Genomic DNA, 12,483 nt, shown 5'->3' with positions numbered 1-12,483 from the left:
GGTTTTGCACCTTAAAAGTGGGATGTTTTCCCTAAGAGTGCAATTGTTTCATGGGATGTGCTAACCGGTTGTATTTCTGGTAGATAGCGTTGAAAATATTTTGTATATCCTGTGCTTCTCCGCCCATACCTTCCTGAATATTCTTTCTGAACGTGCCCACAGAGGGCTTCTCAGTCAGTTTTTCGGCCAAATCACCATCGGAATGGGTGCCGAAGACTGCACTTTTTTTCATTTCTCCCACCAGGTGACAGAAGAAACGTGCAGTAAACAGGTTGTTGTGAGGACTTTTGCGTGTCACTTTCAGGTGGGCAAAGATGTTTTCGTCTTGAATCAGTTCCTGCCACATCGCCTCATAATGGGGATACCAGGCTTTATCTACCAGATTATCCAGTTGACGGGCTGCCTCCATCACGGCGTCGCCTACGCGCTGCAGGTCGTCCATCACCAGTTGCTCGTCGCCAAACTTACTGGTGGGATCCAGCTCTCTGGCAATCTCCGACAGGGTGGCCAGATGGAAAATGAAGTGGCGCAGGGTGTCGTCGTCGAGATGGGTATCCAGAAAGGCTTCTTCAAAGGCCTCGCGGTCTGTGGTCCATTTGGCAAACAGTCCGCCGGGCACCTGTCCCAATGCTGCACGCTCCTTGGTGCGCTGGGCTGTCATGATATCGCACCACGAACTGCTGTCGCTGACCACGCGGAGTGTCTCGCGATGCTCTTTCCAATAGTTCCACCATGTGTTGCTTTCGCGTACCCGCATGAGTACCTTATTAAATAGATGGGCCATAGCCTTGCTGTCGGTACGGCGTTGCTGAATCATGCTGACCGTCATACTTGGCAGTATCTGCAGTATAAACAGTTCCAGCAACATCATCTGCAGACTTTCGCTCATCCTGCTGTCGAGTGTTTCCATGACCTGACGCATGTCCTGAACAAGATTGGTGGTTTTATCCATTTTCTGTATCTCGCTGTCTATGTCGGTGGTCTGGACAATTTGTAGCATCGTCAGCAGTTCATCTGGCTTCATGTGCTGGGCAAGTGCGCTGACGATATGCTGTGTGGGTGAAAACTGCTGTCGGGCGGCCTTCTGCTGTTCTGTGGGCAATGTCATGGGTTGTGTCAGCATCATGGTCACTACGTCGAAGAACGGTGACTCTTGTTCTTTAGCCGGTTCTGCGCCCGACAGTTGTTGCTCCAGCGTTATCACCGACTGACGTAAGCTGGCGTTCGATACGGTTTTCTCAATGCGCTCCAGATACTCAGAAACGAGTAGCGCTGAGGGTGTCGCGTTCAGTTCCAGCAGTGCTGTCGTCGCACGTTGCATGCGCACCAGGGCTGCATAGATCTCTGCCTCTATGCAGGTGTCCATCCCGTCTGTTATTTCCTGGGCCAGTGTGCTGAGTCTTTGCGTGGCCACTTCCCAATGGCGGCATATGAGGGTGGTCAGTTGTTCTGCTTGTTCGTCGTCAACGATTTTCTTGATTTCTTCTGTAGTCATATCTTGTCTTCATCGGTTACGGTTACAACTGTAACCATGTAACCATTTTGTTGTTCTGGTTGTTGATGATTGTTTGTAAGATGTTATATAATAGTATGTTACAATGTATTTTAGATTGCTTTTGTCCTCTGCGGTTACATGGTTACAGCTGTAACCGTAACCGCTTTCGCTGATTTGTATTAGTTGTAACAAGGGGTAGGATTAGTTCTTGCAAGGGATAAACCGTAGGGTAGGAGGGAGAGAAACGTCTGCTTTCTATCATTTGCCTATACCCAAACGACTGTGCGCCTGTAGTCAAATGACTGTGCGCCTATACCCGATTTGAATCGCAGAATTTTTGTGTGATGCTCCTAAAGCCCTCTGCCATCATATCTCAGTATAGATATGCTCCTTGCCACGAGGTGTCATCAGCAGTTTAGGATTGTCGCCCTTGGTCCACTCGTTCAGTTGCTTGCGGGCAGAATAGAGCGTCAGTCCTGAAGCACGTGAGAAGATGCTGGCGGTAATGTAGCCGTGATGTCGCTGTATGCAGTCTCGCATCACCTGTTCCAACTTCTCTTTGTCGGCCAGAATCTCCTGTGTATCTGCATTCTGCCATCGACGGAATCCGTCCATCCACTTCTGTATTTCCCTGTCCCACAGCTTGCCGGGGTTATACTCCACGCCTTCCAGTCTGACGTCACGGTCTTTCACCTCACTGGCGTCTGTCACCTGTTTGGTCAGCGACAATTTTGGGGCAAACGAGCCTATGGGTGTCTCAATGCGGTAGCCCTCAGCCAGAAAGCGACCTGCCACACGGATGAAAGCATCGAAGGCACGGCTCAGCTCGCCATATCGTAATGCATTGTAGTCCTCGCACTTCTCTTCCAGTTCCTTCATCGTCAGTTTCTGTCCGCTCTTCGGACGCACATATACCAGGTTCTTCCCGTCCTCGCCCTTCACTGGCGTTGGGTGAACCTCATACCACATTCCACTATTTTTCCTTGGCATAAACAATCTTTTTTTTGTGACTACAAAGGTACTCATTTTTATGGTGAAAAACAAGTTTTCTTCAAAATAATTTCTCGAAAAAGCATATAATCTGCAACGGCAAAAATCTCAAAAAGGTGTATAATGTGGGGGTTCAAAAATCTCAAAAAGGTGTATGGTGCTTTTGAAAGAAAGTGACCAGATTGCAAATCTAAGGGATGCTGAAGTGTTTTTTTTGTTTCTGACAGACTAGTCCGAAAATCTTCTAGTTTCCCGATGCAAATATAATGCTTTTTGAAAATTATGCATTATTTTCTACAAAATTCTTATATAAACTGCCCTTGTTTGACGATTATTTACTATCTTTGCAACGGTATCATGTTATGATACATGATACTAGGCGATACATAGGTATCAGCCGAAATGATTTTTGAGGGAAATTAGCAACATTTGCTATTTATTCGAAAGAACGTCCTTGAAGTTTGGCCGCAGATAGACGTAAAAGATAGAATAGAGAGCAGATGTCCACTTGATACGTGGACGTCTGACTTGTCTATCTTTTACGGGTTAGGCCAAACACCCAAGGACGTGGACGAGGAAGATTGTCCACGTTCTTTGTGTCTTTATCGACATGGGGTGATTAGCCTGACTGCACGTTTCTTCTTGATATTCCCCATTTGTTTGAACTTAAAGGAACGTGCTACTAATGATAAAGCGAACGGAAAGATTACAAGGTAGTAAGAATAGACGTGATGACGAGTATTACACCCTCTACGATGACATTGCCGCTGAGGTGCGTCATTATCTGCCGCAATTACGTGGCAAGCGGATTCTTTGCCCATGCGACTGGGATGAGAGCTACAATGAAGAAATAGTCTTTAAGGAAGAGGGCTATGTTTTGGGACGTGATTTGTTCTCTCAGGAAGGTACAATCAAGAACATTGATGTCGCTCAGACAAATGCCAAGATTGAGAAACGCCTCGACATGGTGAAATGCCAATTTGTGGAGTATCTGCTTAATCAGGCTGAAGAATGGGGATTCCGTTCTATCAGCGTGAGTGGTTACAATCCAAAGACTGGTGAAGGAGTGCGCTTTCAAGATATAGACTATAGTCACTACGACGTTATCATCACCAATCCGCCATTCAGCCAGTTTGATGAGTTTATCGACATACTCGTGAAGAATAAGAAACAGTTTTTGGTGATTGGCCCACAGACAGCTCCAACAGAGAAGAGTATCATTCGTCATTTTCAGAATGGCAATATACGTGTGGGCTATCATTATCATCTGAGCGGTTTCCGTCGTCCAGATGGTAGTGTGCTTCCTAAGCAGCATAACACGCCTCGCAGTTCTATGTGGTACACCAACCTGCAAGTAGACGAGAATGAGAAACAAATAGTCATGAGCTGTTCCTACGAAGAGAATCCTGAGCGCTATCCCCGCTATGTGAATTATGATGCAATCGAGGTGCCTACTGTAGCAGAGATTCCCTACGATTACGACGGAGAGATGGGCGTTCCCATTACTTTCATGCAGAAATATAACCCTAAGCAGTTTGAAATCATGGGTTCGAGCCGTCAATTAGGAAAGCCCATGAAAGATTGCGTAGAACCTGATGCAGTTTATTCAAAAGGCGGTATGCGTTTTTATTTGGCAGAAGGCAATAAACATTATAAATGTCTTTGGGACAGAATAGTCATCAAACACAGAAAGGAGGATGAATAGAATGACAGTAAAAGAACTGTATGAGAAAGTGGCCAGTGGCAAGATTATCAGCGACATCGAGTTGCAACGAGCCATTGTGTATGATACAGCCAAGCAGGCTTTAGTTATTGATAGCATCTATCACGGAATTCCTTTGCCCGCCTTCTATCTATGGGAACGCGAAGATGGAATCCTTGAAGTGCTCGATGGTAAGCAACGCATAGAGGCAATCACGAAGTTTAAGCAGGGCGATATTAAGTATAATGACAAGACTTGGAAGGAATATGCTTATGATAGCGACTTGCAACATGTTGTAGATGAGACAGACCTTACAATAATAATATGTAAGGGCAGTGAGGAAAAGAAACGTGAAATTTTCAAGCGCATCAATACACTTGGCGTTCCTCTATCGCGCTACGAAGTACTCAATGGTCTTTATCATGGTGAATACTTAGAAGGTCTTGGTGACTATTTCCGCACCAATGCCGATGTCAGGAAGGTATTACCTACTGCCTCTATTGACCGTGGAGATAACAAATACCATCTCTTGGAGTACATTTTCTATGTGCGCCATAATAGTCTTTTTCCTAAAAAAGATGAATTAGACGAATATGTTAAACTGCACAAGGACGAAAGTTTCAACGATGAAGTAAAGAAGATAAAGCCATATATCAGTTTCATCCGTGATATTTTCAACGAAAAATCGAAAATCTCTCCCGTCCTGAAGTTCAAGTTCTCCGTCAAGTACCTGAAAGACCGCGCCATTTGGCTTCAGCACAAGGATGCCATCTGGAAAGAGGTAAATGACTTTATGAAGACTGAAGGCTATAGCCTATCCAAAACTAGAGACGCAGACATTGAAGCAATGATTCTCGGTATTGTCGGCAACTGCCGTGTGGACCCCAAGCGTCTCTTTACACAAGATGACAAACTTCGTTTGCTCTCCGAAAAGACTCCAGACGAGAACGGCCTCTATGTGTGTGAAGACTGTCACCAGCACTTCCGTGCGGAAGAACTGACAGTAGACCATAAACGTCCTTGGAGCCTCGGCGGCAGGACGGAACTCTCAAATGCCCAGCTGCTGTGCAGGGCTTGTAATAGTAGGAAGAACAATAAGAATTAGAAGCTTGAATTAATACAATTATGAAAAAGATATTATTATTGATGGTGCTAGTATTGGGAATGTTCGGTATTAAGGGGAGTGCACAGATAAAGAAAAGGACTCCTGTCAAGAAAACGACTACTATAAAATCTGCTAATAAGACATCTAAAGAACGACAAGTGGGCAGTGACGGTTATATATGGTTTAAGCAGAGAAAGGGAAACTTATATGGCGCAACAGATATTGAAGGGAATACCATAGTACCCATTAAGTATTCTAATATTACATATGGTACGAATTATTCGAAACACTTTGGTTATAGAACAGATCCTGTATTTACAGTTTATAATGGTGATTTTGTCGGATTCTATTCTAAAGATGGTAAAAATATTATTTCTACAGATAGTCATTATATTGCATACGGAATAAATGTAGAAGAAAAGAATCATTTTGGCTACATTTTGGTTTGCAAAAATGGCCCATTATATGGCATTTGCGATTTGCAAGGAAAAGAGATACTTCCTGCTATCTATCCAGAACATCGCAATCTTAGTGGGTGTAATGTATGTGAAGTGAAAGTTCATTCAGATCCTTATGATAATTCGAAGAGTGGACAATTTTACATAAAAGCATTTAAAGATGGATGGGGAACAATTTTTGATTTAGATGGGAATGAGCTATTTTCTAAGAGTTGTGAGAGTATCTTGGTGTATTCTGATAAGATTGTATATGGTGATTATGATGATTGGCATGATGGTCCTGCTTTAACTATTAGTAAACAAAGCTCGAAATATGATTACACATCTTATAGATATATTCATCAGTCTAAATCTTCTACTTTGTCATCTTTGTCAAGTTCTTCTTCTTCCTCCAGTAGTAGTTCAAGTAACAACAACTCGGGAAATAAAACAACGACGGTGGTAGTAGAGCATCATCGTGATCCTGTTCCTGTACAAGATTGGGTTCCTTGCTCTGTTTGTGGTCATAATCCTGGTGTTTGTCAGACATGTGTTGGTAATAAAACAAATTATAGAGGAGATCCCTGCATAAGTTGTCGGGGAACAGGAAAGTGTCATTTTTGTAATGGGCAAGGTGGTCGTTATCAAATAGTATATAGATAGAGAATAGAGATTGCAACTAAAAGATGAGGCTATAAGCTTCGTCTTTTTTTTGCTCTATTTGATTCTTATATTACTTTTTCTTTTGGTAAATTTGAGAATTTTGTATATGACGCAGGGACAGGTATTGACACAAGCAAAGTAGAAATGTCAGTACCAGTCCCCTCCCGTCAACCCTCACTAGTTCTTATCATTGTCTGCATAGGTTAGTTCGTTATTATTGGATATAATCGGGGGTAAAATTAATAAAAAAGTAAAAACAGACAAGAAAATCGTCAAAAAAATGGCATGAGTAGGCTAATTTGGGTGACAGAAATGGCTGTTTGTAAGACTCTTTATATAATAAAAAGGGAAACCAAGGAGTTATTACAAAAAAGGAAGCGTATGAAAGAACTATTGGAGAAGATGGTAGCCTGCCTGCAGAAGCAGGTGGAGGAGAAGGTGCCTGACATGGGGTACTTCGACGTGGTGTATGAACGGGAGAACGTGACGGAGAGACATATCGGACTGTCGCACGTCATCATGAAGGTGACGGCGGTAGGATTAGGGCACGATGACGAGCGTTACCTGGAACTGGCAGCAGTGAACCATCCTTCGCCGTATGGGGCAGAGACCGTCATCGGGTTTGGCAACAAACAGGCCATCCTTAAAAAGTTGCAGGAGCCAGACCTCGTTGAGAAGTTGCAACACAAGTTGAAAGACCTTATCGATGACATAGACTACGAGGAGCGTCACCCATACGGATGATAGTGACACACTCCAGAATTAATACTGCTCCTCGTGGTCGTAATGCGAGGGTATGTGGCGTATCAGCTTGTGGGCTGCGGCCTGGGCCATAGCCTCGTAGGCTCGCTCCACTGTTGTATTGCTGTTCTGTTTATCATATATCGTCTGTTTCTATTTCTACGTTAATGTTTATCTTCCATCGACTATCTCTGGATGATGGATTATCTTCTGCCGATGTACTCAAAGGTTGATATTTGAAATACCCCGATGATGTACGAAGCTGTTCATACAAGTCATCTGCCAAGTTCTTTTCCCCAACGACATTTTCAAGTATATAGCCAAGTCGTTGCCATACAACCTTTTTTACATAAGTTGCAAGTGGCGTAAACTGCTTATTAATGTCAATCTGCTCTGAAAGTTCTTCAAGTATGGTGGCGACTCGTGACAATCCGCCTACATGTTGCTGATACTGCACTAAGTCAGCGGCGGTTAGAAGAGGATTGGATATGCGGATAGTTCCCGTCTCTGTATTCTTTGTAATCAGTGCTTCCTCTGGCAGTCCATCCCGATAATACCAATCAATGGTTACATTACGAGTAGAGACGACTCGACGCTTAGGAAAAGTCGTCATTACAGAGAATTGCTGGGGACGTTGATGAGCAGCGCCAAGTAGCTCTGCTGCACTAAGCATACATACATAGTAAGGCTTTTGCAAGTACGACATTAACTGATCAATATAATAGGTTGCTGGCACAGATCCACGCAACACATATTGAGTGGGAATAATAACGTAATACCCTCTATATACACTGGCTATAGTCTTGTTTGAACTAAGTCTGGAAAGTTCATTTTGAAGAATCTGTTCTGAAGAGCACAAGTCAGCAGCCCTTACATCCTCAACAGAAAACGTAGGAAAACCATGAATAGCTCTATCTTCAATCCACTTTTGTAATGTCATACTGAGTAATTTTGGTGCAAATATAATAAAAATCTTATTAGCTTTGTACTGTTTTTGCCTAAAATCACTCTATTTTATAGAATTTTATCTCCAAATTCGCATTTTTATCGAATTTGGAAGCAAAATATACGCATATAACTCTAAATATGAGATATGATAGCCGTCCAAAAGAAAGAGAAGCCAATTATTCTGTTTGATAGCGCAACCCTTTGGTTTAGTTTATACCCATATTAAATATCTATAACCTAAACTAAAGTCATATTTGCAGATTTTTGCCTATTTTGCGTCCCTCCACCGTCCCTCGGAATTACTTTAGATACCCCAAAACAAAGGCATTTATACTAATTATCAGCCACTTACATTTGCAGATAGTAACTTCTGCGTCGGAAAGTAGATTCTGCGTGGGAAAGTAGATTCTGCGTGGGAAAATAGGTTTGGTTTACCCCTCATTATATAAAAAAGTGCAGTAAACGAAACCAATATATCTAAAATGTTTTCTCAAACTAAAGCAATAATATAGAAAAACGTAAATTATTTAACCATAAATTGGTTATTCTATTTTAACCTTGGCATATATTTGTAATAATCTTCCAAAAGATTTTGCGTTTAGATATGTCTCTTGGTAAATTCATTTCAAAAGTTCACCGTCATTAAATTTGCATTATCAATGCACCTCAATATCTATTTCATCTAATTTGAACTTCCCTTCGTTAAACACTCTGTAGTTATCTGATGCATATTGCATTCCTGTATCCTTATGTATGGGAATAACTCCAATAGAAGGTCTGACTGCCTTGCAGACTTCGTAAAGTGTTTCAACATCAGCATGTCCACTTGTATGGAAGCCGTGTTTTACTCCATCTAAAATAGGACATCAGGGACAGGCAAGTGTCTTATTCCTGATGTCTTTGCAACATCTGAATTAATATGACGCAGGGACAGGTGTGACACAAGCAAAGTAGAAATGACAGATACCTGTCATCTCAAATCTTCCTTACCCATAAGGTAATGATTCAGGAGCAAGACACTCGTCTGTCCCTGATGTCCTCTGTGGCTAAAGACGGAATAGATTATATCTGCATTACTGACATAGCCCGTCAGAAGAATGTAGCAGAACCAAAGGATGTTGTTAAGAACTGGATGCGTCAGAAGAACACCTTGGAATACCTGGGTTGTGGGAGAAACTTCATAACCCCAATTTTAAGGGGGTCGAATTCGACCCCCTTTTGGCTGAGGCAGGCAGTAACTCGTTTACGATGAGTCCTACAAGATGGGTAGAACTAACATCTGCAATAGGAATCCTTACTAAGAATGGCGCAGGAGGAGGAACCTATGCTCAGCGTGATATCGCTTTCAAATTCGCTAATTGGGTGTCAGTAGAGTTTGAACTCAACAGGACATCAGGGACAGGCAGGTGTCTTGTTCCTGATGTCTTTGCAACATCTGAATTAATACAGCTCCTCGTGGTCGTAATGCGAGGGTATGTGGCGTATCAGCTTGTGGGCTGCGGCCTGGGCCATAGCCTCGTAGGCGCGCTCGCTGGGGTGCAGGTGGTCGCCGCTGTCGAAGCCATCGGCAAAGGCCTTGGGATTGGTGGTGCTGCGCACGGCAGCATCAAAATCGATGCAGCCATCAAAGATGGGTGAGGTGCGCAACCACTCGTTAAACTCCTGTCGCATAGCGTCGCGTTTGTCGTTATAGGTACGCCAGCCGTAGATGGGCAGCAGCGTACCGCTCCACACCTTAAGCCCCATGGCCTTGGCGGGACGTACGTAGATATCCTCTACGCCGCGCTGCATCTCCTGCACGGTGGGCAGGTCGCTCCAGGGGCGGAAGGGGTTAACATCCTGGCCAACAGGGTGGATGATATCATTGATGCCGTGCTGGATGATGACATCGGTAGCACCGGCCACACGCATCTCAATGGGGAATCGGGTGGCACCCTTCAAACCGTAAGCCTGATAGGTAATGCAATCGTACTGGCGCAGTATGCGCGTGCCACTGACGGCGCGACGGATAATGGCCACGTTGGTGCCAAAGGCCAGCTGGGCCAGGTAATCGGGCCACGACTGGGCGGTAATTGAATCGCCATAGCACACTATGGCGTGGTTATCGGGCGATGTGAGCACATCGATGGTATTGAGGAAGTAGAACCAGTTGGTGTGGCGGGTAAGGTCGAGGGGCAGCTCGTCGGCCTCGGCAAAATCGCCATAGGCATAGAAGCCCTTCGACAGCGGACCGGTAATGAGCGTGCCGCTGTTCATCTGGGTGTAATCGGCCAGATACATGCTTACATCGATGGTATCGCCACGGTTTACGGCATAGCTGATGGCATCGCTCTCGGTCTCCTTTCCAGGCTGCAGCGTAACGCTGGTAGCACCACCAAAGGTAATGGGTGTGTGACCCACAAACACCTTCGTGAGGGTTACAGGTTCGGTGCCTGTAAGATTGGAGAAGCGGAAACGCAAGGCGCTACCGGTAAACGGCATGCGTACGGGATAACGCAACGTAAGATTCTTGGCATACACGGCCTCGCGACGGTCGGTAATCGAGGTGGCGTTGCCCCAGCAGGCCACCCATTTTAATAAACCCATATCAGTCATTCTTCTTAAAGAATTGTAATCTTCGGTGCAAAAGTACGAAAAAATATGGAGAAATCAGTCTTTTTTCGTAACTTTGCACCCTGAAAAACGAAGAAATTGTCAAAATAGCAATATGATGAATCGACTACTTACTATTGTGATGATGTCTGGCTTGTCGCTTGGAGCGTGGGCACAGGCCTTCGACAACCTGCCAGATCCCATCGAGGATGTGAACAAGGTTGTGGATAACACGCCCGACTCAATTGCCAAGGCATTGATGTCGAGACCAAAGCCGGGCTCTACGCGTAAGGGCTCGCAGCCCGTGATGTTTCTTGTTGGAAACTCCACGATGCGTAATGGCACTTTGGGAAATGGCAACAACGGCCAGTGGGGCTGGGGCTATTTCTTCCCCAAATATTTTGATGCAGACAAGATTGCGGTGGAAAATCAGGCCCTGGGCGGCATGAGTACCCGCACATTCTATACAGATCTGTGGCCTGCTATACGTCAGGCCTTGAAGCCAGGCGACTGGGTCATCGTGTCGATAGGTCATAACGACAATGGTGAGTTTTTTGACCAGAAGCGTGCCCGTGCCGTGATTCCCGGCGTAGATCCTGATACCTGTTATATAGGTTTCAACCAGCGCACGCAGAAGCAGGATACCGTCTATTCGTACGGCACCTACCTGCGCAAGTATATCCGTGAGATTCGTGCGAAGGGGGCAAGCCCCATCCTGATGTCGCTGACGCCCCGCAATGCCTACGACGAGAAGACGGGCAAGATTGTGCGCAAGCCCCAGACGGAGTGGGCGGCCTATATCGCTGCCGTGGAGGGCGTGCCCTTCATCGACCTCAACGAGATTAGTGGCAGGAAGCTCGACTCGTTCAGCCGCTGGAAGGTGGACTATCACTTCCTGGGCGACAAGATCCATACGTCAAAGTTCGGTGCTGAGCTCAACGCCTATAGCGCCTATATGGGTATTGTGAATAGTCGCGATCCGAAGTTGAAGGCACTCATGAAATTCATGCAGATTCCCCAGAAGACCATCTGGAATGTGGATCGCCTCAGCGGAAAGCCTGTGGTCTTTTTTACGGGCGACTCGACTGTGAAGAATGCCGACAAGGACGACGACGGCATGTGGGGCTGGGCCTCGCAGGCTTCTACCGTCTTTGACGAGAACAAGATACAGTTGGTGAATGCGGCCCGTGCCGGCCGTTCCACGCGCTCGTTCATCCGCGAAGGCCTGTGGGACGCCGTCTATAACGCCCTGCAGCCCGGCGACTTCGTGACCATTCAGTTTGGCCATAACGATATCTGTCCCATTACGGATGCGAAGGCCCGTGGCGTGATTGCCGAGTCGAAGGACACGCTGCACGTCTATCGTCTGGACAACGGTACCTACGAGGTGGTCTATAGCTTCGGCTGGTATCTGAAGAAGATGATTGACGACTGTCGTGAGAAGGGTGCTACACCCATCCTCGTGAGTCTGACACCGCGCAACGAGTGGCCTGGCGGCAAGATTGAGCGCCGTGACGGCTCGTATGGCAAATGGTACCGTGAGGTGGTGAAGGAGACAGGTGTGGAGTTTGTGGACCTGCACAACATCAGCGCCGACTTCCTGGATAAGAAGTTTGCCAAGAAGCGCCTCTCTGCCGATAAGGAGAAGGCAAAGACTGAGGTGGCTCAAATTAAGGAGAAGGCAGGTGCTGTCTATTTCAAGAAGGACCACACCCACACGTCAAAACTGGGCGCACAGATGAATGCGCAGTCTTTTGCAAAAGGTTTGAAGGCCAACAAGTCTGAGTTGGCTAAGTATCTCAAGAAATAA

General features: G+C 45.5%; 10 protein-coding genes and 1 pseudogene. 6 read left to right on the top strand and 5 right to left on the bottom strand.

The features are described from left to right. Positions 1–31: 31 nt before the first annotated feature. Positions 32–1,495 (bottom strand): hypothetical protein, encoded by a 1,464-nt coding sequence (locus tag L6468_RS11205; protein ID WP_237793297.1) that lies wholly within the window; start codon positions 1,493–1,495, stop codon positions 32–34. A gap of 366 nt (positions 1,496–1,861) precedes the next feature. Beyond that, positions 1,862–2,485 (bottom strand): HU family DNA-binding protein, encoded by a 624-nt coding sequence (locus L6468_RS11200; protein ID WP_237793296.1) that lies wholly within the window; start codon positions 2,483–2,485, stop codon positions 1,862–1,864. A gap of 685 nt (positions 2,486–3,170) precedes the next feature. Between L6468_RS11200 and L6468_RS11195 the strand changes: the two genes are divergently transcribed. The 4 genes from L6468_RS11195 to L6468_RS11180 all read left to right on the top strand — a co-directional run bounded on the left by L6468_RS11195 (position 3,171) and on the right by L6468_RS11180 (position 7,136). After that, positions 3,171–4,190, top strand: a complete 1,020-nt coding sequence (locus tag L6468_RS11195; protein WP_091816979.1) for an adenine-specific methyltransferase EcoRI family protein — start codon at positions 3,171–3,173, stop codon at positions 4,188–4,190. Further along, entirely contained in the window at positions 4,183–5,292 is a 1,110-nt protein-coding gene (locus L6468_RS11190; protein ID WP_237793295.1) for an HNH endonuclease family protein, read from the top strand. The genes L6468_RS11195 and L6468_RS11190 overlap by 8 nt, the downstream gene beginning before the upstream one ends. Positions 5,293–5,312: 20 nt before the next feature. Next, positions 5,313–6,392, top strand: coding sequence for a WG repeat-containing protein (locus L6468_RS11185; protein ID WP_237793294.1), 1,080 nt, complete (start codon positions 5,313–5,315; stop codon positions 6,390–6,392). Between the two features lie 381 nt (positions 6,393–6,773). Further along, positions 6,774–7,136 carry a hypothetical protein gene (locus tag L6468_RS11180; protein WP_237793293.1) on the top strand — a complete coding sequence of 121 codons (363 nt, stop codon included), beginning with the start codon at positions 6,774–6,776 and terminating at the stop codon, positions 7,134–7,136. A gap of 133 nt (positions 7,137–7,269) precedes the next feature. Here the strand turns inward: L6468_RS11180 and L6468_RS11175 are convergent, their stop codons facing one another. Together L6468_RS11175 and L6468_RS11170 are read right to left on the bottom strand one after the other, a co-directional pair. Further along, complete coding sequence (locus L6468_RS11175) at positions 7,270–8,073, bottom strand: type IV toxin-antitoxin system AbiEi family antitoxin domain-containing protein (protein ID WP_091854559.1); 804 nt, start codon at positions 8,071–8,073, stop codon at positions 7,270–7,272. Between the two features lie 664 nt (positions 8,074–8,737). After that, on the bottom strand, positions 8,738–8,941 hold the full coding sequence (locus L6468_RS11170) for an MBL fold metallo-hydrolase RNA specificity domain-containing protein (protein WP_237796676.1): 204 nt from the start codon (positions 8,939–8,941) through the stop codon (positions 8,738–8,740). Between the two features lie 388 nt (positions 8,942–9,329). On the opposite strand from L6468_RS11170, the pseudogene L6468_RS14715 reads away from it, so the two are divergent. Then, a pseudogene (locus L6468_RS14715) lies at positions 9,330–9,419 on the top strand (KilA-N domain-containing protein); the annotation flags it as partial. 102 nt (positions 9,420–9,521) lie between these two features. Here L6468_RS14715 and L6468_RS11165 read toward each other — a convergent pair. Further along, complete coding sequence (locus L6468_RS11165) at positions 9,522–10,667, bottom strand: SGNH/GDSL hydrolase family protein (RefSeq protein WP_237793292.1); 1,146 nt, start codon at positions 10,665–10,667, stop codon at positions 9,522–9,524. Positions 10,668–10,788: 121 nt separating this feature from the next. Between L6468_RS11165 and L6468_RS11160 the strand changes: the two genes are divergently transcribed. Next, positions 10,789–12,483 (top strand): GDSL-type esterase/lipase family protein, encoded by a 1,695-nt coding sequence (locus L6468_RS11160; RefSeq protein WP_237793291.1) that lies wholly within the window; start codon positions 10,789–10,791, stop codon positions 12,481–12,483.

The organism is Prevotella communis (genome assembly GCF_022024115.1).
Lineage (GTDB): Bacteria > Bacteroidota > Bacteroidia > Bacteroidales > Bacteroidaceae > Prevotella > Prevotella communis.
The sequence above is the reverse complement of the archived record's forward strand: the minus strand, read 5'-3'. Positions and strand labels throughout refer to the sequence as shown.

Excerpts from the sequence above, each read along its gene's own strand:
- L6468_RS11200 (WP_237793296.1), bottom strand. The coding sequence starts at position 2,485 with ATGCCAAGGAAAAATAGTGGAATGTGGTATGAGGTTCACCCAACGCCA.
- L6468_RS11180 (WP_237793293.1), top strand. The coding sequence starts at position 6,774 with ATGAAAGAACTATTGGAGAAGATGGTAGCCTGCCTGCAGAAGCAGGTG.
- L6468_RS11205 (WP_237793297.1), bottom strand. The coding sequence starts at position 1,495 with ATGACTACAGAAGAAATCAAGAAAATCGTTGACGACGAACAAGCAGAA.
- L6468_RS11190 (WP_237793295.1), top strand. The coding sequence starts at position 4,183 with ATGAATAGAATGACAGTAAAAGAACTGTATGAGAAAGTGGCCAGTGGC.
- L6468_RS11160 (WP_237793291.1), top strand. The coding sequence starts at position 10,789 with ATGATGAATCGACTACTTACTATTGTGATGATGTCTGGCTTGTCGCTT.
- L6468_RS11175 (WP_091854559.1), bottom strand. The coding sequence starts at position 8,073 with ATGACATTACAAAAGTGGATTGAAGATAGAGCTATTCATGGTTTTCCT.
- L6468_RS11195 (WP_091816979.1), top strand. The coding sequence starts at position 3,171 with ATGATAAAGCGAACGGAAAGATTACAAGGTAGTAAGAATAGACGTGAT.
- L6468_RS11185 (WP_237793294.1), top strand. The coding sequence starts at position 5,313 with ATGAAAAAGATATTATTATTGATGGTGCTAGTATTGGGAATGTTCGGT.
- L6468_RS11165 (WP_237793292.1), bottom strand. The coding sequence starts at position 10,667 with ATGGGTTTATTAAAATGGGTGGCCTGCTGGGGCAACGCCACCTCGATT.